Here is a 23514-nt window from a genome sequence, read left to right on the forward strand (position 1 = left end):
CCGTCTCCCGCAAGGACAGCCGTTGAAAATCGCCTTCACGCTTGTTTGATCATCTGCCGCGCATTCCAGCAGCCAACCCCTTGCCATAATAGGTCGACACGCTAAGCTTCCTCTTATGACACATTCATCCTACGCGCCGCTGATCGGCGTCCCCGCCTGCGTGCGCGAATACGACGGCAAGAGCTTTCATACGGTCGGCGACAAGTATGTCCGGGCGATTTCGCTGGCAACCGGCGGCCTGCCGGTCATGTTGCCCTCGCTGGGCGAGCTGATCGACATTCCCCAGGCCGTGGCGCGCCTGGACGGCCTGCTTGTCACCGGCAGCCCCTCCAACGTCCATCCGGATCACTACGGGGTCGCACCGACACCCGAGGCCGAGCCCCATGACATTGCGCGCGACGCCACCACCCTGCCGCTGATCCGTGAGGCCGTACGCCAGGGCCTGCCGCTTTTCGCCATCTGCCGCGGCATGCAGGAACTCAATGTGGCTTTCGGCGGCACGCTGCACGCCCGCGTCCACGAGATGCCGGAGAAGTTCGATCACCGCCAGCCCCGGCACGATGATCCGGACGTCCAGTACGGACCCCGGCACCCGGCCCATCTGGTGAAAGACGGTCTGCTCGAGAGCCTGCTTGGAGAATCCGAAATCACCATCAACTCGCTGCATTGGCAGGCGGTTGACCGCCTGGGCGAAGGCCTCAGCCTGGAAGCTCTGGCCCACGACGACACCGTGGAGGCCATTAAGGTGGACGGTGCGAGGGATTTCGCGCTGGGTGTGCAGTGGCATCCCGAATACAAGGTCATGGAAAATCCGCAGTCCGTGAAGCTTTTCGAGGCCTTCGGCAAAGCCGCCCGGACCCGGGCGCTCGCCCGCGCCGCAGGGTCCCTTCAGGCATTGTCTGCCTGAGCCGTTGCAGTCCAGGCGCCGGCCTCTCGAGAGAGGGCCCGCCACCGAACTGGAAAAAGCAGTGATGGTCGCCCCGGGCAGCAGCAGCGTGCCGGAAATGCGATGGAACGCGGCGCGAACACCTCGGGCGAGAGTGCTTGATAGATATTTTCTATTAAGCCTGAAGTGGGATTTCTCATCCGTTCGGCGCGCGGAAACGGCGTCCGTCACCAAGTCTATGAAAAAAAATGGGAATTCATTTTTTTCGGGACCGCGGTGGCCGGTCACGTCGGTCGCAGGTGCCCGGAAACTGCCCTGGTTTCCGTTCGAAATCGGCAGATTTCGCCTGCTCTGCATCCTATGCGGGGCGGTTTTGCACAGGACGCATAGCAAGAGACGATTGTAAGTTCAGAAATGTGACCTATCTATTAATCTAAGACCGCAGCCAGTATGGCACGCGGCCAGAATGGAAAGAGATAGCTCCCCCCTATCGTCTTTCTAATCTCTGCGAAGAACTGGAACGCCCGGCTCTCCCCCCGACCGGGCGTTCCTTTATTTTTTCAATAGCTTACTTCCCCCGGTACTTGCTTCTGCGGCTTTTGGCGCAGTTGGATTCTTCGAGAGTCGGCAGGTTACTTCCCCACACCACCCCTGACCCGGCGAGAACTTAACACTTTAACCTGTCGCTGGACCGGATCTCGTTCTGACGGAAGCACAGCTTGCGGGGCCGCATACGCTTAATTCGTTCCAATCCTGCCGACTTTCCTCTAGCTTCGGGTTCAAGCTGTCTCACGGCTGAATCCATTCCGGTACAGAAACGACAATCTGCGGGAGAATCCCGCCGCACTGATTTTTGTTCCGGAAACGAAACAATAACAACCTCCATCGAAATTCGGGAGCCTGCATGTCCGTCCGATTGATCACCTGGAATGTCAACTCTCTACGCCAGCGGTTGGATCATCTGGCGCGCATCACCGAGGAACAGTCGCCACAGGTTGTCTGCCTGCAGGAGACCAAGGTCCAGAATGGCGATTTTCCTGTCGAAGCCATAAAATCCATGGGCTACGAGCACCTGAGCATTCATGGTCAGAAGAGCTACAACGGCGTCGCGATCCTCTCGCGCCTGCCCTTCGAGACCGAGGACCGCCGGGTCTGGTGCGAAAAGGACGATTGCCGCCACCTCAGCGTCACCGTCGCCGGCGGATTGGAGATTCACAACTTTTACGTTCCCTCAGGCGGGAATGTTCCGGACCCGGAACAGAATGACAAGTTTGCCCATAAGCTTCAGTTTCTGACCGAGATGGCGGCCTGGGCCAAGAGTGACAAAGTCGCGCAGCGCAAAGCGGTCCTGGTCGGCGACATGAACGTCGCGCCCTTCGAGCAGGATGTATGGAATCACAAACGCCTCGTGAAGTCCGTCGGCCACACGCCGGTCGAGACCGAACATATGCTCGCGCTCCATGCGGCGGGCGATTTCGTCGATGTCGGGCGGCATTTCGTTCCGCTTCCGGAACCTTTGTATAGCTGGTGGGGATACCGCTTCAAGGAAGCCTTCGCGCGCGATTACGGCTGGCGCCTGGATCACGTCCTGGCCTCGCCGGCTCTCGCGCCCTCGGTCTCGGCCATGCAGATCCTGCGCGACAGCCGGTCCTGGGAAAAGCCGTCGGATCACGTTCCGATCATGGTGGACATCGACTGACCGAGCGGCCAGATCTCAATATCAGACCTCACTACCAGATCTACATGTAGGTCACGCAGCCCCGCCTGCCCGGTACATGTAGTAGCGGCCCGGCCTTACACCTTCGGGAAGCGCAAGGGCTTCGGCACCTGAAAAGGCGGTTTCCTGATCCGAGATAATGATCCCGCCCGGACAAAGAAGATCCGGCACGAAGCCTGCGATGTAACGTCCGATCTCGGCATTGCGGGCCTGGTCGCCGGTGCCGATATCCGAGTGGATCAGCCGGACCTGTCCCCGGAAGCGCTCGACCGCCCTGGGCAGGGTCTCGGAAAGATCACCCAGAAAGAGATGTTCATCGTCGGGGATGCAGTCCGGATGTGCCGCAACCTTACGCTCAAAAACGAAGATCTCGCAGTTGGAGCAGATCTCCCGGATGTGATCGTAGGTCCGGCCGTTGCCAAGGCCCAGTTCCAGGACCGGCCCCTGAAGATCACGCACAAGGTCGACACCCTGCTGCAGGCAGGCGCGCTGCGCCTGCAGGCGCCGGATGACACTGTCTAAGCGACTCATTTGAATTCCTGTTGTTCCGAAGGTGATCGCGCAACGCCCAACCGGCAAAGACCGCGAACCAATTCTATTTCGTTCAATGTGAGGATATTCGCTTGCTTCTAAGCATTCCCTGCGCGCGCAGCCATCAGCTGTGCCGTTGTGGCCTCAAGGCGGTGCGCCAGCACACGCATGACCTCGACGCCCATCTCCGGGAAATCCGTCACCATGCGGAAGAAGAGGTCCTTTGTTACCTTCAGGGTGACCAGATCACTCTCCGCAATCACCGTCGCGGTCCGGGGTACATCGCAGAGAATTGCGATTTCACCAATAATATCATTGCGTTCCATGGTTGCGACCGTCAAGGGACCTTCCGGCGTGTCGACTTCAACATTCGCCTTCCCGTCGATCAGGATAAAGGCTGAGTCGCCCGGATCGCCCTGGCTGCAGAGTACTTGTCCCGGTTTGAACATCATCCTTTCACTGGCAAAGGCCATCAGTTTCAGCTTCGCCGGCTCCACATTGGCGAAAAGCGGAATATTCCGAAGGATTTCAACTTCCTGCTCGATGCTCATCTTAGCGTTCCTATGTTTCGGCGAGTGCCTCACCCTTTACGAGATAGTTACCGTATCCGCGTTCCACCAATCACGACTTCGCGTTTCCCGCGCGCAACTCTTCACGCACCATTCCCCTATTCGGCCGCCAGCAGCGCGCTCAAGGCAGAGCCCGGCTGGGTCAGCTCGGCGAAGCTGCCCTGTTCCGCTACCCGGCCGGCACGCATGACCAGCACATGATCAAATAGCTCCGCGGACCTGGGGTGCTGTAGCGTCCAGAGGACGCCTTTCCCCCGTCGCTGATGCAGCACGGTCTCCAGAAGTCTTGTCTGGGTTGAGCTATCCATCCCGGCCGCCGCCTCGTTCACGATCAGGACATCCGGTTGCTTCAGGAGGCAGCGCGCAAACCCGAGCTTCTGGCGCTGAACGATGGAAAGCCGAGAGCCGGCAATGCCGACATTGAAGTCCAGGCCCGCCTCGATCACGCGCTGGCGCAACCCCAGCTCCTCCAGCAGTTCGGACATGACCCGGCCAATGGTCTCAGCGGCCTGTGCCTGACCATAAACCAGGCGTCCGAACAGGATATTGTCCTGGATTGACGCGGCCGCATTATAGGACTCCGGCCGGTAGAAAGCCACCGCGCCCGGGTCCTGATCCAACAAGAGCTCGGAGAAGCGCTGACGCCCCTCGACAAGCTTCCTCTCGACCTCCGGATCGATCAGACCGAGACGATGCCGCTCCTCGATATACTTGAATGGCAGGTTCAGCAGAAGGCCCTGCTCCGTCTCGTTCAGCGCGGCGCGGCCCGACTTCTCGCCCCTTGCGATCAGGGCCGTAAACTCCGGCAGGTCGTCAGCCTCAATGAAACTGAACTGTTCGAAGAAAGGGTGGCCTGAAGGCAGATCCGCGAAGATTTCCACCATGGTCTTCGCGATGCTGTAGCCCATATCCAGCAGGACGTCGGTCAGGCCTTTCTCCTTCAAAACCTGCAGCATCAGGGGATTCTGGGCGAGCGCGTCTGTCCCATAGATCGGGTTGGTGGGCGTTCCGAACAGAAGGTTTTCCGCCAGGGTGGCGTTTCGGTTATAGGCACCGGGATCGAACCGCACCACCAAATCCTCCGCATCCTCGGACGCCAGCCGGTCCGAGAGCGCGGAGCGCGCCAGCAGAATGCCCTGCGCCACTTCGGGGTGGGCATCGGCATCGATCGTTCCGCTCAGCCCGAGCCGGTAGATGTCGTCCTCGAGGCCCACATCCTTGAGGATCTGGATCATCCGGACATTGATTTCATCCGGCCCGGACGCCCCGGCAGCCGCGTATTCGACCCAGTCCGCCTCGTAGTCCAGGTCCGAGTTACCGGCCCGCAGGGCCTCGGCCACGTCCGCCGTCCGCTGCGTTTTGCCATCGCTATCATATTCCGCCTCCCGCAGTGGCCTGTGTTTCAGGCCGAAAAGCAGATTGTCGCGGACCGAGACCGGGAAGAAATAGGTATTAGGGCCGATGTAGGAAAGCCGGCGGCCGGTCACGGCCGAGGGCAGATCGTGAAGGTTTCTGCCGCCGATCTTCACGCCGCCCGAGGTCGGCGGGATCAAACCGGACAGCATCATGCTCAAGTGATCCTTGCCGCTGCCGCTGGGGCCGACAATCGCCACGTGATCCCCGACATCGCAATCAAAGCTGACGCCCTCAACCAGTTTGGTGTTGTTGTCGTCTTCCAGGGTCAGGGAATTGACCTCGATCTTACCGGATAGCGTGGGACCGCTGTCCTGTCCCGGATCCTGCAGTTCCGGTGCGATAATCATGGGCGGCTGGAACTGGTCGATGACCTGATCGTATTTGATCTGGACGTCGTTGCGGCGCTGATCCCAGTCGATCAGCTCCTTGATCGGGCCTGGCAGGTCCTTGTAGGCCGCGATCACGGCGACCAACGCACCGACATCCAGGCGGCCGCTGATCACCAGGACGCCACCGGCCGAATAGAAGATGAAAGGCGTGAACTGAGAAAGCAGGTTATTCAGAAACTTAACGAAGAACTTGCGTTGAAAAATCTCAAAACGAATATCGTAAATCTCGCCCAGGCGCTTGGTCATATCGGCGCGTTCGTAGTTTGTCGTATCGTGCGCCTGGATTTCGATCGCCCCGTCGACAATCTCCGCGACCCGGCCCGCGAGCTTGCGCGCCGTCAGCTGGCGCTGCCGTCCCAAGTCGAGAATCCGCCGGCGCAGTTTCGGGATCAGAATCGCCTGAAACAACACGATTGCCGCGGCCACCAGACCGAGCCAGAGATTCTGAACCATGATGAAGAGCATGGCGGTCAGCGCCTGCCCTCCCAGAAACGCGGGCGTCACGAAGGCGTCGCCGATAAATCCGCCCAGCGGCTCGACCTCGTCCTTGATCATGGTGGCCACTTCGGCCTGCTTCATGCGCCGGATAAAGGGGATCGGAAAGCGCAGAACCCGGTCGGTCAGCTCGAACCGCAGGCGCCGCAGCATGCGCTCGCCAAGCTGTCCCTTGAAGGTATTGACGAAAAACTTGAAGCCGCCGTTGACCATGACGAGGCTCAGGAACACGACACAGAGCGCCAGCAGATAGGCATAGGGATCGAGCAGGAAGCCCTCGAACAGACCTTCTTCGCCTCCCAGACCAAAAATCGCGTCGATCGAGAAAAGAGAGCGTTGCTGTTCCTCAGGCGCCTGGCCGATCAGGTCATAACCATCGATGATGCCCTGATTGACAATCTGCTTGGGAAGATTGAGCGATAAAAAGTAAAACGGCAGGGATATCGCCACCAACAGGAGGATACCCACCTGCTCGCGCCGGCTGTGATGCCAGATGTATTTGAAAAGATTGCGTTCCATGCAGTGGAATCGACGGCTTTCGGCTGTAAATTGGTGTCCCCTGTGTTTGGACCTTAAACGATGACCTGATGGCGGTAAACACTACGCAGGCTGGGATTTTCGCAACGCGGCAATCCGGCCACAGTCGCATGCTCATCGATAAAATCCGATCATGGAGACTTTTTGACGCTTCAATACTGTGCAATGCTCGGCGCTTGTGTCTGGCGGTTTGACACCTACATGATGAGACGTCAGAGTGCGCATAGCTGGCAGTACACCTTGTCGGCGGGGGAACGAGAGAAGACTTGATGACCCAAAGCCCGCGCGACACGCGCGTTCTGATCTACAGCCACGACAGCTTTGGGCTCGGACACCTGAGACGCTGCCGTGAAATCGCCCACACCCTGGCAAAGGCCGAAGACAACCTCTCGGTCCTGATCCTTTCGGGCTCGCCTATTATTGGCAACTACGGCTTCTCGTCGCGCGTGGATTTCGTCCGGATTCCCGGCGTGATCAAGCTGCGCGACGGCGACTACACCTCTTTGAGCCTGCGGATCGATATCAGCGACACCCTGGCGATCCGCTCCTCGATCATCGAACATACCGCCAAGGTCTACGATCCAGACATTTTCATCGTCGACAAGGAACCGCTCGGCCTGCGCGGCGAGGTCAAATCAACCCTGGAGATGCTGACAGCGCGCGGCACGCCCTGCGTTCTTGGGCTGCGCGATGTCATGGACGAGCCGGATCTGCTGGCGCCGGAATGGGAGCGCAAGGGCGTGGAGCCGGCGCTGCGCAACTATTACGACGACATCTGGATCTACGGCCTGCCGCAAATCTGCGATCCGCTGGAAGGCATTGATCTGCCGCCCTCCGTGCACCGCAAAGTCACCTACACGGGTTATCTGCGCCGCAGCACGACCGAGGATGCCCCGCAGCCCCGGCTGGAAAAGATCAAAGACCCTTTCCTGCTGGTCACCGTGGGGGGCGGCGGTGACGGCGAAGCCATTATCGACTGGGTCCTGCGCGCCTATGAAACTGACCATGATCTGCCGCATCCGGCTCTGATCGTCCTCGGGCCCTTCATGGGCTCCGAGCTTCAGAGCGAGTTCATCGAGCGGGTCAACCGGCTGGATAATGTGGAAGCCATCACTTTCGACGCGCAGTTGGAGGCCTTCGTAAAGCGCGCGGTGGCCGTGGTGGGCATGGGCGGGTACAATACTTTCTGCGAAATCCTCTCCTTCGATAAGCGGGCGCTGATCGTTCCGCGTACGGAACCACGGCTGGAACAGTTCATCCGGGCGTCCCGGGCGCAGGATCTCGGTCTGCTGACCATGCTGACCGACGATGGCGAACGCAATCCGGCCACCATGGCGACTGCCCTGCGAAATCTGCCGCAACAGAGCCTGCCCTCGGAAACCGTGGTGCCCGGCCTGCTGGACGGCCGGCGTAACGTGGTCAAATTGACCAATCAGTGGGTATCACGCCGCCAGAGGGGCCTCGCGACGCTCGAGGATGCCCGCGACGACGTCATGATGCCCGGCGGCTCCTAACGCGCGGTTTCGCTCAGGCCAACCCCCGCATTTGGCGGAAATCTCTTCTTAATTGCGCTCCAGGGTTATGAATTCCCATCCCAGCATCGCCGTCATTCTCAAAGGCTATCCGCGGCTTTCAGAGACCTTCATCGCGCAGGAGCTGCATGCGCTCGAGCAGCGCGGCCTGCATTTGCATTTCTTTTCGCTCCGCCATCCGACGGACACCTCGGTGCATCCGGTTCATCGGGAAATCAAGGCGCCGGTAACCTATCTGCCGGAGTACCTGCACAATGAACCCGCCCGGGTCTGGCGCGCCTGGCGGGCCGCGGCGAAGCTGCCCGGTTACAAAAGGGCCCGCGCGGCCTTTCTGCGCGATCTGATCCGCGATCTGACGCCCAACCGTATCAGGCGCTTCGGGCAGGCCTGCGTTCTGGCAACCGAACTGCCGGGCGGAATCACCCAGCTCTACGCTCATTTCCTGCATACGCCGGCCTCGGTCACGCGCTACGCGGCGCTGATGACCGGCCTGCCCTGGTCCGCCTCCGCCCACGCCAAGGATATCTGGACCACGCCGGAGTGGGAAAAACGCGAAAAGCTCGCGGAACTGGCGTGGCTGGTCACCTGCACGGAAGTGGGTCGGGATCACCTCGCCGGCCTCGCACCCCAGCCGGATAAGGTCGGTTTGGTCTATCACGGCCTGGATTTTGAGCGCTTTACGGCCAACGGCAGTGACAGTCCCTGCAACACACTCCTTTCCAACCGCGATGGCAGCGCCGCCGCGGATCCCGTCGTTCTGCTCTCCGTCGGGCGGGCCGTGGAAAAGAAAGGCTACGATGATCTGCTGAACGCACTGACCCGGTTGCCCAAGGATCTGCAGTGGCGTCTGGTGCATATCGGCGGCGGGAAACTGAAGGAAAAGCTGAAGGCCCTGGGTCAGCAGCTCGGCATCGATGATAGGATAGAATGGCTTGGCGCGCAGCCCCAGGAGGTCGTTCTGGAACACTACCGCAAGGCTGATCTTTTCGTACTGGCCAGCCGGATCGGTAAGGACGGCGACCGGGATGGCTTGCCCAATGTCCTGATGGAAGCGCAGAGTCAGGCCATCGCCTGCGTTTCGACAGTGGTTTCCGCGATTCCGGAGCTGATCCGTGACGGAGAGACAGGACTTCTCGTCGCGCCCGAGAATCCCCCGGAACTGGCGGCGGCCCTTCATGACCTGATCACTGACCCTGCCCGGCGGGCGCAGCTCGCAAATGCCGGCTGTCAGAGAGTCAGGCGTGACTTCACCATGGGGAAAGGCATCGACGCGCTGGTGTCCCGTTTCGGTCAAAACTGATGCTTGGGCAAAACTGATGCTCGGACCAACCTGATGCGCCTCGCCTTCTACGCGCCCATGAAACCGCCCGACCATCCGGTGCCCTCCGGAGACCGGCACATGGCACGGCTGTTTCTGAAGGCCTTCGAGCAGGCCGGACATCAGGTCGAACTCGCCTGTCGTCTGCGCAGCCGCGACCCCAAAGGCGATCCGCAGCGCCAGAAGCGGCTGAAACAGCTGGGTGAGAGCCTCGCCGACCGCCTGCTGCGGCGCTACCGGGCAAGGCCCCCTGCCGAACGGCCGCAGGCCTGGTTTACCTACCACCTTTACTACAAGGCCCCGGACTGGGTGGGGCCTAAAGTGGCCGCCGGCCTAGGCATCCCCTACCTGGTCGCCGAGGCTTCCGTTGCGTACAAGCGTGCGAGCGGCCCCTGGGATGAGGGCCACCGCGCGACCCTGTCCGCTTTGGCCCAATGCGCCGCCGTGGTGACGGTCAATCCGCACGATGCCGCCTGCTTGCCCGCGGGCATCCCGCTGGAGACGGTCAAGCCCTTCCTGGACACCCGCCGGTTTCAGTCGGCGGCACTCAAGCCCGAACAGGCCCGCCCTCTGCTGGCAAAGGCGCATGGCCTGGACCCGGATCAGCCCTGGCTGCTGGCCGTCGCCATGATGCGCCGGGGCGACAAACTGGCCTCCTACCGGGTCCTGGCCGACGCCCTGACGCCCTTGCAGGACCGCCCCTGGCAGATCCTGCTCGTCGGCGACGGACCGGCCTGGGCGGAGGTCCAGGCCGCCTTTTCGACGATCGCCCCGGAGCGCCTGCGTTTCCTGGGCGAATGCGGACCGTCGGTCTTGCCTGAGATCTACGCTGCGGGCGATCTTTTCGTCTGGCCTGCGGTGAACGAAGCCTACGGCATGGCGCTTCTGGAAGCGCAAGCCGCCGGCCTGCCGGTCGTCGCCGCCCGCACCGGCGGCGTGCCCGCCATCGTCGAGCACGGCGTCACCGGTCTTCTCACGCCGCCCGAAGATGCCGCTTCCATCGGCGCCGCGGTCGCCGCCCTGCTCACCCAGCCCGAGCACCGGTGTGAGATGGCAAGGGCCGCCATTGAAAAGACCGCCCGCGAACACGACCTCTCCAGCGTATCCCGCCGGCTCGATGCCATCCTGCGGCGCGCCCAGAAAGCCAAAGAGAGCCCCCCGTGAGCCCAATTGTCTTCTTGAGCCCAACCTCATGACCCCAAACACCGTAACCCGGGGCGGCCGCACCGATGTTCTCTTCTACGTTCAGCATCTGCTGGGAATCGGCCACCAGAAGCGCGCCGCGACCCTGGCCCGGGCCATGGAACGCCAAGGCCTGAAGGTCACCTTCGTTTCCGGCGGTATGCCCGTGCCTGGGCTGAACACGGGGTCTGCGAACTTCGTTCAACTCCCGCCCCTGCGCGCCGAAGACATCCACTTCCGGCGTCTGGTCAACGACCAGGGCCTGGAGGCCGACGAGGCCTTCAAATCCGCCCGGCGCGATCAATTGCTCGCACTTTACGAAGCCGTGCGACCGCGCGCCCTGCTGATCGAGATGTTCCCCTTCGGCCGCCGCCAGATGCGCTTCGAGCTCCGCCCCCTTCTGGACGCCGCCCGGAAGGCCGAGCCGCGGCCCCTGATCCTCTCCTCCGTGCGCGACATCCTGGTCGAGCCCCCGAAACCGGAACGCATCGCCGAGATGATCGACTGGATCAAGCGGGTGTTCGACCACGCCCTGGTGCACGGCGATCCCAATCTCATTCCCTTCGACGAGACCTTTCCGCCCCTCACGGAGATCGCGGATCAAGTTGTCTATACAGGTTATGTGGTTGACGAATCGGTGGATCAACCGCCTCATCCCCAGGACGGGCGCGATGAAATCCTGGTTTCGACCGGCGGCGGCGCGGTCAGCGAAGCCCTGGTCACCGCCGCACTGGCGGCGAGCAGGGAACTGCCCGACAGCCTGGCCCGGCTGCACGGCCTGCGCTGGCGCATTCTGATTGGCCACAGCCTGCCTGAAATGCAATTCCAAGCCTTTCAGGCGCAGGCGCCCTCTCACGTCACAGTCGAGCGGGCCCGTCCGGACTTCACATCCCTGCTGCCCAACTGCCGCCTCTCCATCAGCCAGGGCGGCTACAACACCGTGATGGAAGTGCTGCGCGCCGGCTGCCCGAGAGTCGTCGTACCCTATTCGGGCGGTCTGGAGACCGAGCAGACCCTGCGGGCGCGGCTTCTGGCCGAGCGCGGCGCTCTGACCCTCCTGGAGGAACAGAACCTGACCGCGGAGAGCCTGCTGCAGGCCGTGGGCGCTGAGTTCGCGCGCAGCGGTGCCTCGAAGCTGAACCTGGATACCGATGGTTCAGACAACACAGCGATCCGCATTCAGGTCCTCCTGTCCCGCCACGAGGGAGACCGGGCATGACCCTGCTCTACATTCTCCGGCATGGCGTGACGCCCTGGAACCAGGAGGGGCGCATTCAGGGCCAGAGCGACATCGGCCTCGCCGACGAGGCCCGCGCGGAAATCCCGTCCTGGACCCTGCCTGCGGGCGCGCGATCCGCGCGCTGGCTGAGCAGTCCGCTGATCCGGGCCCGCGACACCGCCGCGATTCTGGGGCACCCGGATGCGCAGATTGAGGCGCGGCTCCAGGAAATGCACTGGGGCGCCTGGGAAGGCCAGCGCCTCGCCGATCTGCGCCGGGATCTCGGCGCGGAGATGACCGAGAACGAGGCCAGGGGCCTGGACCTGCAGCCGCCGGGCGGCGAGAGTCCGCGCGATGTTCAGATCCGGCTGAAACCCCTGCTCACCAGCCTGGCCGAAAAAAAAGAAACCGTGACAGCCGTCAGCCATAAAGGCGTCATCCGCGCCCTCTATGCGCTCGCCAGCGGATGGGATATGACCGGAAAACCGCCGCTCAAGCTACAAAACGACTGCTGCCACGCCTTTCGGCTGTCTCCGGACGGCAGGCCCGCGCTAGAAGAGCTCAACATTTCCATGCTCGCCAGGTAACCCCAAGATGTCCGCAACCAAGAAGCCATCAAAACGCGCCGATGTTCTCTTCTACGTCCAGCATTTGCTGGGGATCGGGCATCTGCGCCGGGCCAGCGTCCTGGCGCGCGCCATGGACCGGGCCGGCCTGCGGGTGGTCTTCGTGTCAGGCGGCATGCCGGTGCCGGGCACCGATGTCGGCGGCTGCGCATTTGTCCAGCTGCCGCCCCTGCGCACGCTCGATGAGAGCTTCAGCGCGCTGGTCGATGCGGAGGGCCGGGAACTGGACGACGCGGGCAAGACCGCGCGCCGCGATCTGCTGCTCGGCCTGCTGGAACAGCACGAACCGCGCGTGATCCTCTTCGAAATGTTTCCTTTCGGGCGGCGCCAGATGCGCTTCGAGCTCATGCCCCTGCTCGACGCGGCTAAAGCCTCTGCGCATCCACCGCAGGTCTTCTGCTCCCTGCGCGATATCCTGACCACCCATAAGAAACCCGGCAAAACCGAGTGGATTGTTTCGGCTGTGGAACGTTATTTCGACCAGGTCCTGGTCCACGGCGATCCGTCTTTCGTCACCTTGGAGCAGTCCTTTCCCGCGACCGAGACCTTCGGCGACAAGATCCGTTACACAGGCTACGTGGTCGAAACGGCCCATCTTCCGACTCAGGCAGAACCGCGCCGCGACGGCGAGGTCCTGGTGTCCGCGGGCGGCGGCGCCGTTGCCGCGCCCCTGATCGAGGCTGCGATCGAGGCCCGCCCGCTGACGTCTCTGCGGGATGTCCCCTGGCGGTTGCTTGCAGGCCATAATCTGCCTGAAGACCGCTTCCGGGCCCTACAGGCACTTTGCGGCGAGGGCATCGTCCTGGAGCGGGCCCGCGCCGACTTCACCGAACTGATGGCGCGGGCGCGACTCTCCATCAGCCAGGCGGGTTACAACACCGTCATGGATATCCTGGCCACGGAGGTGCCGGCAGTGCTGGTGCCCTTCGCGGCCACCCAGCAAACCGAACAAACCCTGCGGGCCAAGCTCCTGGCCGAGCGCGGCGCCGCGGTGCTGCTGCCGGAAGAGCGTCTGGACGCCCAAACACTCGCCAGGTCCGTCGAGGAGGCACTGGCTCCGGCCCGGCCAACACACCCCTTCGACAAGCTGGATATCACCGGTGCCGAGCGAACCGCGGCCCTGATCAGCGATGTGGCTCAGGGGGATAGAGAGGATGCTGCGCCATGACCGGCTGGGACAGCCTCGCCCGCGAACTGGCATGTTGGCACGACGCAGGAAAAGTGGCGACGGTCTGGTGGCGCGACGACGACGCGGTGGCCTCGACAGACGCCCTGGAGCGCCTGCTGATACTGTCCCAAAAGCATGCCGCCGGACTGGGGTTGGCCGTGATCCCCGAGCGCTGCGACGCCGCACTGGCCGAAAGACTGAGCGATGCGGCGCGCGGCACCCATGCCCGGATCGCCGTGCTCCAGCACGGCATCGCCCACGAAAACACCGCCCCGGCCGGTGAAAAGAAGACGGAACTCAGCCAGGCCGCCCCGCTGAACGAAACAATGGAACGCTTGAAAGCGGGCCAAGACCGCCTCGCCGGTCTCTTCGGCCAAGGATTCCTGCCCGTTCTGGTCCCGCCCTGGAACCGGATCTCACCGGAGATCATTGCCGAATTGCCCGCCCGCGGCGTTTCTGGCCTCTCGACCTACAAAGCCCGTCCGCAGCGGATGGCGGCCCCGGGTCTGCTCCAGGTCAACACCCACGCCGATCTGCTGCGCTGGAAACCGGACCGCGGTTTTCTGGGCGAAACCGAGGTCCTGGGCCTGCTGCAGACCCATCTTCAGGACCGGCGCGAGGATCGCGCAGATGCAGATGAGCCGACCGGCATCCTGACCCACCATCTGGTGCACGACGAGGCAACCTGGGTCTTTCTCGACCGGCTTCTCGGGTGGCTGAAGCGGCAACCCGCGATAAAGTTCCTTGCGCCTTCAGAGGCCTTTTCACATTCTGCCCTGACCAACCAAAACGAAAAGCACAGCGCGGCGGGAAAAGGCCCGATGTAAGAAAGATCTGGGCATGAGGAGAATCTGGCTATGAGGAAAATCGGGGCGTGACGAGATACCGGTACCCGCTCAAATCGGTCTTGGGCGATTATCTGCGCGCCGCGGCCGGCCTGATCATCGCGCTCGGGCTGCTTTTGACCGGTGCCCTGCCCTGGTTTGTTGCCGTGCTGTTCGGCGCGCTGACCATCCTCTTCGGCCTCTTCGCCCTGCGCACCGTGAAACGCCAGTACCTGGAAGTCTCGCTCGATGACCAGGGCATCGCGACGCTGGTCAGGCCGGGCGATCCGGAGACCTCCAAGGGGCGCTTCCCCAGCTATCTCGCCTGGCAGGAGCTGACCGGGATGAAACTGCGTTACTTCGGCAGCCGCCGCAGCCACAAAAAGGAAGGCGGCAGCGGTTTCATGCAGCTCACTCTGACCGGGCGTACAGCCGGACCCGCAGGCGCAAACAACAGGAAAACCACCATGTCCTTCGAATCCTCGCTGGAGGGTTTTCCCGCCATCGTGCGCCGGGCCGCCGAAGCCGCCCGCAAGCAGGACATCAATATCGATGCGACCACGGCCAGCAACCTGCGGCCGCTTGGGATCGACCTCAATGCGGATGCCGGAAGGCCTCGAAGTGTGAGCAGGCCTTGAGAAAAACCCGGGAAAGAACAGGAAAAACAACAGCCCAAGTGACGACTGCAACGACTTCGGATAGTCTGCGCGTGCGGGCTGCCGCTGCAGAGCGATAGGAGTCCCGTCGCTAAGGTTCGGGAGGAAGAGACGAATTGGGGGAATGTGACGTTGAGTGACCTGGACCAGGCCTCGAATACCGATCTCCTGCGGGTCCAGGATCTGCGGATTTCTTTTTCCCTGCCCGAAGGCAAGCTGGACGCCGTGCGCGGGGTCTCCTTCTCGATCGCCCGGGGATCCACGGTCGCGCTGGTGGGAGAATCCGGCTCGGGAAAATCCGTCGTCAGCCAGGCCATCATGGGCATCCTGCCTAAATCCGCGCAGATCGACGGCGGTCAAATCCTCTTTGCCGACCCCGCCAACGGCGGCGCAGTGGTCGACATCGCCGCCCTGGCGCCCGACAGCGCGGCCATGCGCGATATTCGCGGCAGCCGCATCTCGATCGTGTTTCAGGAACCCATGACCTCGCTTTCGGCGGTCCATACGGTGGGCAATCAGATCGGCGAAGCCCTGCACCTGCATCAGAAGGTTTCGGGCCCCCAGGGACGCGAGATGGTGATCGACATCCTGCGTCTGGTCGGCTTTCCCAACCCGGCCCGCGCCTACGACACCTACCCCTTCGAACTTTCCGGCGGCCTGCGCCAGCGCGCCGTCATTGCCATGGCCCTGGTCTGCCGCCCGGCCCTTCTGATCGCCGACGAGCCGACCACGGCCCTGGACGTTACGATCCAGGCCCAGATTCTCAAACTGATCAAGGATCTGCAGACTGAACTGAAGATGTCGGTACTCATGATCACCCACGACCTGGGCGTCGTCGCCAATGTCGCGGATCAGGTTGTGGTCATGTACCACGGCGAAGTCATGGAGCGCGGCGATCTGAAGGAAATTTACGGCGATCCCCGCCACCCTTACCTCAAGGCGCTGTTGCACGCGGTCCCCCGCTTCGACATGAAGCCCGGCGAGCGCCTGCAGCCGATCCGCGAAATCAAGCACGACAGCGGCGTCAACCTGGGCGACGGCATGAAGCCCTGGCCCGACGATCCCGACGAGCCGCCGCTGCTGAGGGTCGAACACATCTCTAAGACCTACAACATCCGCAAGGGCGGGTTTTTCGGCCCCAGTGAAGATACCTCGGTCCTGGCGGTCGATGACGTGAGTTTCGCGGTCAAGCGCGGCGAGTGCCTGGGACTGGTGGGAGAGAGCGGGTGCGGCAAGACCACGCTCTCCAAAATCATCATGCGGGCCGCGACGGCTGATGAAGGCAGCATCGTCTTTAACGATCGGGGCAAAGCCACCGACGTCCTTGCCCTGCAGGGCAAGGAACTGGTGGATTTCCGCACCCGGATCCAGTTCGTGTTTCAGGACCCCTTCTCTTCCCTCAACCCGCGCATGACCGTTTTCGAGCTGATCAGCGAGCCCCTCGTGATCCACGGCATGACCGATCCCGCGGAACGGGCCGAACTGGTCAAGGAACTGATGCGCGTGGTCGGCCTCGACGTGCGTTATTTGAAACGCTACCCCCACAGCTTTTCCGGCGGCCAGCGCCAGCGTATCGGAATTGCGCGCGCACTGGCCCTGAAACCGGACCTCCTGATTTGTGACGAGCCGGTCTCCGCCCTGGACGTCTCGATCCAGGCCCAGGTCCTCAACCTCCTGAAGGATCTGCAGGCCTCGCTCGGCCTGACCTACATCTTCATCAGCCATAACCTGGCCGTGGTCGATTACATTGCGGACCGGATTGCCGTGATGTGCCGGGGCCGTCTGGTCGAGCTGGCCCCCCGGGAGCTGCTGTTCCGCGCTCCGACCCATCCCTACACCCAGGCGCTGCTGACCGCGGTGCCGGAACCCGATCCGGCCCACCGGCTGGATCTCTCGGCACTGATGGAAGGCCGGGCCTCGAACCCGGAAACCTGGCCCCATCCCTTCACCATCGACGGGCGGAACGAACTGGGCATGGTCGATCTGGGCGATGGCCACTTCGTGCGGGCGCAGCCATCCGCGGACGGCGAACTCCGCAGCGCGGCCGGGGGGATCTAAGACCAGTGTTAGGCTATACCGTTCGGCGCATCCTCACCATGATCCCCACTCTGCTGGCGATCAGTTTCATCATCTTCGTCATCATCCAGTTGCCCCCGGGCGATTTCCTGGAGACCGAAATCGCCGAGATGCAGGCCCAGGGCGAGGCGGTCGATCCAGAAAAGATCGAGTACCTGCGCCGCGAGTACGGGCTCGACAAACCCTTCCTGGAGCAATACGCGGTCTGGGTCTTCGGTCTGGTCCAGGGGGATCTGGGCTTTTCCTTCGAACATCAGCTGCCGGTCAACGAGGTGATCGGCGACCGGCTCTGGCTGACCTTCGTGGTCGCCCTGGCCACCATTCTCTTTACCTATGCGGTCGCTTTCCCGATCGGCATTTACTCGGCAGTGCGCCAGTACAGTGTCGGCGACTATGTCCTGACCTTCATAGGCTTTCTGGGTCTCGCCACCCCGAACTTCCTGCTGGCGCTGGTGCTGCTGTACTTCGCGAACCTTTGGTTCGGAACCTCGATCGGCGGCCTGATGGATCCCAAATACGTCGATCACCCCTGGACCTGGAGCAAGGTGAGCTCGATCCTGGAGCACCTCTGGATCCCGGTCATCGTGATCGGCACCTCAGGCACCGCCGCCATGATCCGCCGCCTGCGCGCCAACCTGCTGGACGAATTGCAGAAACAATATGTCATCACAGCCCGCGCCAAAGGCCTGTCGCCTCTGAAGGTCCTGCTGAAATACCCGCTGCGCATGGCGATCAATCCCTTCATCGCGGATATCGGCAACGTGCTGCCCCAGCTGATTTCCGGCGCGGTCCTGGTGTCCGTGGTGCTGAGCCTGGAGACCACAGGCCCCATGCTGGTGCGCGCACTCCAAAGCCAGGATATGTACCTGGCCGGCTCTTTCCTGATGTTTGAAGCCAGCCTGGTGGTCATCGGGGTCTTTATCTCGGATCTGGCGCTCGCCGTGCTCGATCCCCGCATCCGGCTCGCGGGAGGGGCAACGAAATGAGCGATCAGACCTTGCCGCCCAACAGCCGAAACTCCAAAAATCCGGGCTCCCAAACTCCGGGTTCCCAAACTCCGGGTTCACAGACTTCAGGCGCGCCCCAGAATAACAGCGGTCACTACGTCAATCCGGCACCTTTCGATCCCCAGTCCGTAGCCGCCCTGACCCCGGAACAGGAACGCTATTACATGGCGTCTCAGTGGCGGATCATGTGGTGGAAGTTCAAGCGCCACAAGCTGGCGGTCTATTCCGGGGTCGTGCTGCTCATGATGTACTTCGTGGCCGCCTTCTGCGAGATCTTCGCTCCCTACAATCTGCACAGCCGCCACATCGACTTCATCCACGCGCCGCCCCAGGGCATTCATCTCTTTCATGAAGGCGAGTTCATCGGGCCCTTCGTTTATGGCTACGACTACCGGCTCAACATGGAAAACCTGCGGCGCGAGTACACGCCGAACCCGGAAAAAGTCGACAAGCTGCGCTTCTTCTGCAGCGGCGAGAGCTATAAATTCTGGGGATTGATCGAAGGTGATTTCCATCTGGTCTGTCCCGCCGAGGGCGGCACGGCCTTTTTCTGGGGCACCGACCGCCTGGGCCGCGACCTGCTCAGCCGCATCTTCTACGGCTCGCGGATTTCTCTCACCATCGGACTGATCGGCGTGGCGATCAGCTTCGTCCTGGGCACCATCATCGGCGGTGTGGCCGGCTATTACGGCGGCTGGGTCGATAACGTGGTCCAGCGTGCCATCGAGATCTTCAAGTCCTTCCCGGAACTGCCGCTCTTCATGACCCTTTCAGCGCTTTTACCGGTCAGCTGGAGTCCGATCGGTGTCTTTTTCGGCATATCGGTGATCCTGGGCCTGCTCGACTGGCCGGGCCTGGCCCGCGCGGTCCGCTCCAAGCTGCTCAGCCTGCGGGAAGAGGATTTCTGCACCGCGGCCCAGCTCATGGGCGCCTCGCCCTCACGGGTCATCGGACGGCACCTGCTGCCCAGTTTCGCCAGCCACCTGATCGCCTCGGCCACCCTGGCCATTCCGACCATGATCCTGGGCGAAACCGCCCTCTCCTTCCTGGGCCTCGGCCTACGGCCGCCGATCACGTCCTGGGGCGTCCTGTTGAACGAAGCCCAGAACATCAACGTGGTCGCGCTCTATCCCTGGCTGATGCTGCCGGTTCAGCCGGTGATCCTGGTCATCCTGGCCTTCAATTTCCTGGGCGATGGCCTGCGCGATGCAGCGGACCCTTACAAGTGATGGTCTGCGCTCCGGATTTTTAAGAGTATTTTGCCAGCCGGACTCCGCCTCAATCGCGTTGGTCTTTCAGCCTTTGGCGAATGTACTTGGCCGCCGATCGATAGTGGCTTGGCCCGGCCGCTTCGGCCCAGCGGCCGGTCGTCCAGAGATTGTTCGCGCCCTTCATGGGGCCGCCGTAGAGGTCTTGGTCCGAATGCCCCTCGATAAAGCCGGTCAGTTTGGCGTGGTTCCCGGCCAGCAGACGGCAGGCCGCCTGCCATCCCAAACCGGCCTGCTCCGCTCTCAGGGCGGCGTTATAGCGTTTGAGCTCGTTCCACTTGTAGCCTTCGGCGGGAAAGAACACCTTCTTGCCCGCCTGGCCATCGGCATACCAGCCCAGAAACAGCGCAATCCAGTGGGCGCGATGGCCCACAACATCCTTGATCGACGTCTCCTCGGCATCCTTGACCAAGGCGAGATCCTCGCCGACCTGCTCTAATAAAGAAGCGAGCTTGCCGTACTCCTTGCCTGAAATCTCAAGCAGTGCGGTCTTGTTGGTTGCAGCCACGGGAATCCTCGCGAAAAGAGCATTATGTACAGAAGACTCAAATCCGCATTTGAGGCATGTCAGTGAATTTTCAATGCATGAGTTTCGCTTCCGCGTCGCAATTGCCGTCCTGATTAGACCGCAGTAAGCTGTCCCAAGCCTCCTCTCCCAAACCCTTTGTGGAACAGCCTTCTTGATCCAGATTCCCCTGTTGCAAACCGAACGACTGCTCCTGCGTGCCCCGCAGGGCAGCGACGCCGGCGCCTATCAAACGTTCTATGCGGACGCTGAAGCCTCGAAGTTTTACGAAGGGCCGAAACCACCCCACGTCGCCTGGAACAAACTGGCCGCGGTTCTCGGCCACTGGCATTTGCGCGGCTATGGCATATGGGCGCTGGAAAGACGGGATAGCGGCGCGTTCATCGGCGCCTGCGGGCTGGCTTGGCCGGACGGATGGCCACGATCGGAACTGACCTGGTGGATCGCGCCGGAAGCCCGGCAACAAGGCTTCGCCAAGGAAGCCTCCCGGGCCGCCATCGCTTTCGGCTACGACCTGCTGAAGTGGGACCTTGTCCAAACCCACATGTTGGACGAGAACCTCGCCGCCAAAGCTCTGGTCCTCTCCCTTGGTGGCGAGGTCATCGCACGGGAAACCTTCCCCGACGGCTTTGACCGTGACATTTACAGGTTGCCCAGACCTGATCCGGCCTAAGGCCTGACCTCCTGCGACCCGGTCCTCTGCGGCCTGATCCTCTGCGGCCTGATCCTCTGCGGCTTTCTGGCACACCTCGGAATTGATGTGGATCAATAGCATCGGCCAGCCGCATTGCTAGACCGGATCATGTTGAGACGGAAATGCTCAGCGTTTTCGTCTAAACGTGTGAATCCGTTCTAGCTCTTAGTGTTAGATCAGATTCATAAGCACGACGCATCGCCTTCGGCGATTCCATCTAAACTTGATCTGATCTAGTGAGACTGCTGAAAGCCGAACCGGCTTGCACATAAAAAGCTATAAATGAAATGTTGGATTTCCGTTCGCCGCCGCCGCTCAGCGGTGCTCTCGTAGCGGGCCTCCCCCTGCGTCTGCTCCCGACTCCTCCCCTTGCCTGGTTTCTGCAGCAGACCGCAGATGCCTTTTGCCGTTTGCATCCAGGCGTTCCCGAGCGCCTTACGGATTACGCCGGCCGCCATCTTCTCCTTGACCCAAGTGATCTGCCGGTCGCGTTTATCCTGACCTTGACGGACAGCACCCCGCGCATTGCCGCCGTTGGGCAAGACCGGCAAGTCCCTGAAGCCCCCGACGCCTCTGTGCGCGGCGCATTGGCGGACCTCACCGCACTGCTCGAGGGTGAGGTCGACGGCGATGCACTCTTCTTCTCCCGGCACCTGCAGATTACCGGCGACATGGAGCTGGTGCTGGCCCTGCGCAACGCACTTGATGACGCGCGTGTGGATCTGCGCCGGATCATCGGCGAGAGCTTCGGGCACGCGGCCCCCTTGGCACGCGCGGCCCTGGATGCCGCGCTCGGCGGCTACACGCGGCTCGACCGGGGCGTGTCGCTCCTGGGGCGCGCGGTCACAGCAGTCACGCAAGAGCGGCTGGACCGCCAGAGTTCCGAGATCGAGAAACTGCGTGCGGAAGTCCGCGAATTGCGCACACAAAGACGCCGTCCGGCGACGCAGCGTCAGCGAGAGGATATCTCATGAGCCTGCCAAGACTGGAACTGGTCTGCCCGGCGGGAACGCCGGCGGCGCTGGAGGCCGCGGTGGATGCCGGGGCCGATACGGTTTACCTGGGCTTTCGCGACTGCACCAACGCCCGGAACTTCCCCGGCCTCAACTTCAGCCGGAAAGAACTGGAGGCCGCCATCGCCTATGCCCATCCGCGCGGCAGCAAGGTCTATCTTGCGATCAACAGCTTTCCGCAGGCCGGGAACGAAGGCCCCTGGCGCCAGGCCGTGGACGATGCGGCCGGACTTGGCGTCGATGCCATCATTGTCTCGGATATCGGTGTCCTTGACTATACCGCGCGGCGCCATCCGGATCTCAGGCGCCATCTCTCTGTCCAGGCCTCGGCGGCGCATCCTCTGGCGCTCGCGTACTATCACCGCAATTTCGGGATTACCCGCGCGGTGCTGCCGCGCGTCCTCACGGTGCCGCAGGTCAAGGAGATTGCCACCGAGGCGCCGGTCGAGACCGAGGTCTTTGTCTACGGCGGTATGTGTCCGATGGCGGAGGGCCGCTGCGCCCTTTCCTCCTACGCGACGGGCCGTTCTCCCAATACCGCCGGTGTCTGCTCGCCCGCCAGCCATGTCAGGTATGTCCCCGAGGGGGAGCGGGTCCAGGTGCGGCTCGGCGATTTCACCATCAACCGCTTTGAATCGGGGGAACCCTCGGGCTATCCGACCCTCTGCAAGGGGCGCTTCAAGGCGCGCGGCCATGCCAGTTATCTCTTCGAGGATCCGGTCAGCCTGGATGCCCGGCCCTTGATCCCCGAACTGGCGGCGGCGGGGGTCAAGGCCCTCAAGATCGAAGGACGCCAACGGGGCCGCGCCTACATTGCCCAGGTTGTCGGGGCCTTGCGCGAGGCGGTCGAAAAGGCCGCCGCGGGGCGGACGCCCGAAACCACCTCTCTGGCCGCGCTCAGTGAGGGGGGCCGGGGCACCGGTGGCGCTTACAGAAAGGATTGGCGATGACCACGCTCTTGACCCTTGGGCCCCTGCTCTATCACTGGCCGGCGGAGGCCTGGCGCGATTTCTATTTTCGTATCGCCGACGAAGCACCTGTCGCCAGCGTCTGCATGGGCGAGGTGGTCTGCCCCAAGCGCGCACCCTTCACCTTCCCCCTCTATGAGGAAGTGATCGAACGCCTTCAGGCGGCGGGTAAGGAGGTGGTGCTCTCAACCCCGGCGCTGATCACCGATCACCGCGATCTGGCACTGGTGAAGGATGCCGTGGAGTTGGGCGCCGGCCTGGTCGAGGCCAATGATGTCGCCGCTCTGCCGCTGCTCACCGGCAAACCCCACGTGATCGGGCCTTACATCAACGTTTACAACGAATCCACGCTCGCCCGCATGGCGGCGGACGGCGCAGTCCGTGTGACCCTGCCTGCCGAACTCCCGGCGGCCTCGATCGGCAAACTTGCAGAACAGGACTCAGCGGCAATCGGAATGCCGGAGATTGGAATGCCGATGATCGAAATACAGGTCTTCGGGCGCTGGCCGCTGGCTATCTCGGCCCGCTGCTACCATGCCCGTGCCTACGAACGGAGCAAGGACGGGTGCCTTTACGCCTGCGGTGAGGATCCTGACGGTCTGCCGGTCGAAACCCTGGACGACGAGCCTTTTCTGGTGGTCAACGGCGTGCAAACCCAATCCGCCTCCTACGGCTGCCTTCTCAACGAGCTCGATCTCTTAAAAGCCTGCGGCGTCCGTCGTTTCCGCCTTTCACCCCAGACAATCGGCATGATCGAAGTCGCCCGGCTCTTCAGGGACCGGCTGGATGGGCGGATCGACCGGGAAGAAGCAAGCGTGGCTCTCAGGCAACTGGCGGGCCACACCGCCCTGTCCAACGGTTTTTTTCATGGCCGTGAAGGGGCGCAGTTCGTCTGAC

At 62.4% G+C, this 23514-nt stretch carries 21 protein-coding genes; 17 read left to right on the forward strand and 4 right to left on the reverse strand.

Annotation, left to right across the window (positions count from 1 at the left end; all coding sequences use genetic code 11):
- Positions 1-115 precede the first annotated feature (115 nt).
- The gene (locus tag FKG95_RS13895; RefSeq protein WP_142896969.1) at positions 116-907 is read left to right on the forward strand and encodes a gamma-glutamyl-gamma-aminobutyrate hydrolase family protein; all 792 of its coding nucleotides are present in this window, start codon (positions 116-118) and stop codon (positions 905-907) included.
- An 883-nt stretch (positions 908-1790) separates the two neighbouring features.
- Positions 1791-2585, forward strand: coding sequence for an exodeoxyribonuclease III (gene xth / locus FKG95_RS13900; protein WP_142896970.1), 795 nt, complete (start codon positions 1791-1793; stop codon positions 2583-2585).
- A 51-nt stretch (positions 2586-2636) separates the two neighbouring features.
- Here xth and FKG95_RS13905 read toward each other — a convergent pair whose 3' ends face one another.
- From FKG95_RS13905 to FKG95_RS13915, 3 genes are all read right to left on the reverse strand, one after another.
- Positions 2637-3134, reverse strand: a complete 498-nt coding sequence (locus FKG95_RS13905; RefSeq protein ID WP_142896971.1) for a class I SAM-dependent methyltransferase — start codon at positions 3132-3134, stop codon at positions 2637-2639.
- A 98-nt stretch (positions 3135-3232) separates the two neighbouring features.
- A complete protein-coding gene (locus FKG95_RS13910; RefSeq protein WP_142896972.1) occupies positions 3233-3685 on the reverse strand; it encodes a cyclic nucleotide-binding domain-containing protein in 453 nt (150 codons plus the stop codon).
- Between the two features lie 116 nt (positions 3686-3801).
- Entirely contained in the window at positions 3802-6522 is a 2721-nt protein-coding gene (locus FKG95_RS13915; protein ID WP_142896973.1) for an ATP-binding cassette domain-containing protein, read from the reverse strand.
- Between the two features lie 287 nt (positions 6523-6809).
- Here FKG95_RS13915 and FKG95_RS13920 point away from each other — a divergent pair, with 287 nt between their 5' ends.
- From FKG95_RS13920 to FKG95_RS13970, 11 genes are all read left to right on the forward strand, one after another.
- Positions 6810-8054 carry a glycosyltransferase family protein gene (locus FKG95_RS13920; protein WP_142896974.1) on the forward strand — a complete coding sequence of 415 codons (1245 nt, stop codon included), beginning with the start codon at positions 6810-6812 and terminating at the stop codon, positions 8052-8054.
- 67 nt (positions 8055-8121) lie between these two features.
- The gene (locus FKG95_RS13925) at positions 8122-9372 is read left to right on the forward strand and encodes a glycosyltransferase family 4 protein (RefSeq protein ID WP_142896975.1); all 1251 of its coding nucleotides are present in this window, start codon (positions 8122-8124) and stop codon (positions 9370-9372) included.
- Positions 9373-9375: 3 nt separating this feature from the next.
- Positions 9376-10554, forward strand: a complete 1179-nt coding sequence (locus tag FKG95_RS13930; protein WP_142896976.1) for a glycosyltransferase family 4 protein — start codon at positions 9376-9378, stop codon at positions 10552-10554.
- Positions 10555-10582: 28 nt separating this feature from the next.
- Positions 10583-11791, forward strand: a complete 1209-nt coding sequence (locus FKG95_RS13935) for a glycosyltransferase family protein (protein WP_179954092.1) — start codon at positions 10583-10585, stop codon at positions 11789-11791.
- A complete protein-coding gene (locus FKG95_RS13940) occupies positions 11788-12378 on the forward strand; it encodes a histidine phosphatase family protein (RefSeq protein ID WP_142896978.1) in 591 nt (196 codons plus the stop codon). The genes FKG95_RS13935 and FKG95_RS13940 overlap by 4 nt, the downstream gene beginning before the upstream one ends.
- A 7-nt stretch (positions 12379-12385) precedes the next feature.
- Positions 12386-13585 carry a glycosyltransferase family protein gene (locus FKG95_RS13945; protein WP_142896979.1) on the forward strand — a complete coding sequence of 400 codons (1200 nt, stop codon included), beginning with the start codon at positions 12386-12388 and terminating at the stop codon, positions 13583-13585.
- Positions 13582-14412, forward strand: coding sequence for a polysaccharide deacetylase family protein (locus FKG95_RS13950; protein WP_142896980.1), 831 nt, complete (start codon positions 13582-13584; stop codon positions 14410-14412). The genes FKG95_RS13945 and FKG95_RS13950 overlap by 4 nt, the downstream gene beginning before the upstream one ends.
- Positions 14413-14459: 47 nt before the next feature.
- Positions 14460-15047 (forward strand): hypothetical protein, encoded by a 588-nt coding sequence (locus FKG95_RS13955; protein ID WP_142896981.1) that lies wholly within the window; start codon positions 14460-14462, stop codon positions 15045-15047.
- Between the two features lie 150 nt (positions 15048-15197).
- Positions 15198-17123 (forward strand): ABC transporter ATP-binding protein, encoded by a 1926-nt coding sequence (locus tag FKG95_RS13960; protein WP_246116774.1) that lies wholly within the window; start codon positions 15198-15200, stop codon positions 17121-17123.
- Between the two features lie 5 nt (positions 17124-17128).
- Positions 17129-18127: an ABC transporter permease gene (locus FKG95_RS13965; protein WP_142896982.1), complete on the forward strand. Its 999-nt coding sequence runs from the start codon at positions 17129-17131 to the stop codon at positions 18125-18127.
- Positions 18124-19377, forward strand: a complete 1254-nt coding sequence (locus FKG95_RS13970; protein ID WP_142896983.1) for an ABC transporter permease — start codon at positions 18124-18126, stop codon at positions 19375-19377. The genes FKG95_RS13965 and FKG95_RS13970 overlap by 4 nt, the downstream gene beginning before the upstream one ends.
- Before the next feature lie 49 nt (positions 19378-19426).
- On the opposite strand, the gene FKG95_RS13975 is transcribed toward FKG95_RS13970, so the two are convergent.
- Positions 19427-19924 (reverse strand): ClbS/DfsB family four-helix bundle protein, encoded by a 498-nt coding sequence (locus tag FKG95_RS13975; RefSeq protein ID WP_142896984.1) that lies wholly within the window; start codon positions 19922-19924, stop codon positions 19427-19429.
- Between the two features lie 172 nt (positions 19925-20096).
- On the opposite strand from FKG95_RS13975, the gene FKG95_RS13980 reads away from it, so the two are divergent.
- The 4 genes from FKG95_RS13980 to ubiV all read left to right on the forward strand — a co-directional run bounded on the left by FKG95_RS13980 (position 20097) and on the right by ubiV (position 23513).
- Positions 20097-20615, forward strand: coding sequence for a GNAT family N-acetyltransferase (locus FKG95_RS13980; RefSeq protein ID WP_218940192.1), 519 nt, complete (start codon positions 20097-20099; stop codon positions 20613-20615).
- 308 nt (positions 20616-20923) lie between these two features.
- Positions 20924-21610, forward strand: a complete 687-nt coding sequence (gene ubiT, locus FKG95_RS13985; RefSeq protein WP_142896985.1) for a ubiquinone anaerobic biosynthesis accessory factor UbiT — start codon at positions 20924-20926, stop codon at positions 21608-21610.
- Positions 21607-22599: a ubiquinone anaerobic biosynthesis protein UbiU gene (gene ubiU / locus FKG95_RS13990; RefSeq protein WP_142896986.1), complete on the forward strand. Its 993-nt coding sequence runs from the start codon at positions 21607-21609 to the stop codon at positions 22597-22599. Before ubiT ends, ubiU begins: the two co-directional genes overlap by 4 nt.
- A complete protein-coding gene (gene ubiV / locus FKG95_RS13995) occupies positions 22596-23513 on the forward strand; it encodes a ubiquinone anaerobic biosynthesis protein UbiV (RefSeq protein WP_142896987.1) in 918 nt (305 codons plus the stop codon). The genes ubiU and ubiV overlap by 4 nt, the downstream gene beginning before the upstream one ends.
- Position 23514: the final 1 nt, after the last annotated feature.

Source organism: Denitrobaculum tricleocarpae (genome assembly GCF_007004665.1).
Taxonomy (GTDB): domain Bacteria; phylum Pseudomonadota; class Alphaproteobacteria; order Kiloniellales; family Kiloniellaceae; genus Denitrobaculum; species Denitrobaculum tricleocarpae.

What these genes read in the sequence shown, in the direction of transcription:
- FKG95_RS13970 (WP_142896983.1), top strand. Translation starts at nt 18,124, where the DNA reads ATGAGCGATCAGACCTTGCCGCCCAACAGCCGAAACTCCAAAAATCCG.
- ubiT (WP_142896985.1), top strand. Translation starts at nt 20,924, where the DNA reads ATGTTGGATTTCCGTTCGCCGCCGCCGCTCAGCGGTGCTCTCGTAGCG.
- ubiV (WP_142896987.1), top strand. Translation starts at nt 22,596, where the DNA reads ATGACCACGCTCTTGACCCTTGGGCCCCTGCTCTATCACTGGCCGGCG.
- FKG95_RS13905 (WP_142896971.1), bottom strand. Translation starts at nt 3,134, where the DNA reads ATGAGTCGCTTAGACAGTGTCATCCGGCGCCTGCAGGCGCAGCGCGCC.
- FKG95_RS13925 (WP_142896975.1), top strand. Translation starts at nt 8,122, where the DNA reads ATGAATTCCCATCCCAGCATCGCCGTCATTCTCAAAGGCTATCCGCGG.
- FKG95_RS13935 (WP_179954092.1), top strand. Translation starts at nt 10,583, where the DNA reads ATGACCCCAAACACCGTAACCCGGGGCGGCCGCACCGATGTTCTCTTC.
- FKG95_RS13910 (WP_142896972.1), bottom strand. Translation starts at nt 3,685, where the DNA reads ATGAGCATCGAGCAGGAAGTTGAAATCCTTCGGAATATTCCGCTTTTC.
- ubiU (WP_142896986.1), top strand. Translation starts at nt 21,607, where the DNA reads ATGAGCCTGCCAAGACTGGAACTGGTCTGCCCGGCGGGAACGCCGGCG.
- FKG95_RS13895 (WP_142896969.1), top strand. Translation starts at nt 116, where the DNA reads ATGACACATTCATCCTACGCGCCGCTGATCGGCGTCCCCGCCTGCGTG.
- FKG95_RS13940 (WP_142896978.1), top strand. Translation starts at nt 11,788, where the DNA reads ATGACCCTGCTCTACATTCTCCGGCATGGCGTGACGCCCTGGAACCAG.
- FKG95_RS13950 (WP_142896980.1), top strand. Translation starts at nt 13,582, where the DNA reads ATGACCGGCTGGGACAGCCTCGCCCGCGAACTGGCATGTTGGCACGAC.
- xth (WP_142896970.1), top strand. Translation starts at nt 1,791, where the DNA reads ATGTCCGTCCGATTGATCACCTGGAATGTCAACTCTCTACGCCAGCGG.
- FKG95_RS13920 (WP_142896974.1), top strand. Translation starts at nt 6,810, where the DNA reads ATGACCCAAAGCCCGCGCGACACGCGCGTTCTGATCTACAGCCACGAC.
- FKG95_RS13945 (WP_142896979.1), top strand. Translation starts at nt 12,386, where the DNA reads ATGTCCGCAACCAAGAAGCCATCAAAACGCGCCGATGTTCTCTTCTAC.
- FKG95_RS13915 (WP_142896973.1), bottom strand. Translation starts at nt 6,522, where the DNA reads ATGGAACGCAATCTTTTCAAATACATCTGGCATCACAGCCGGCGCGAG.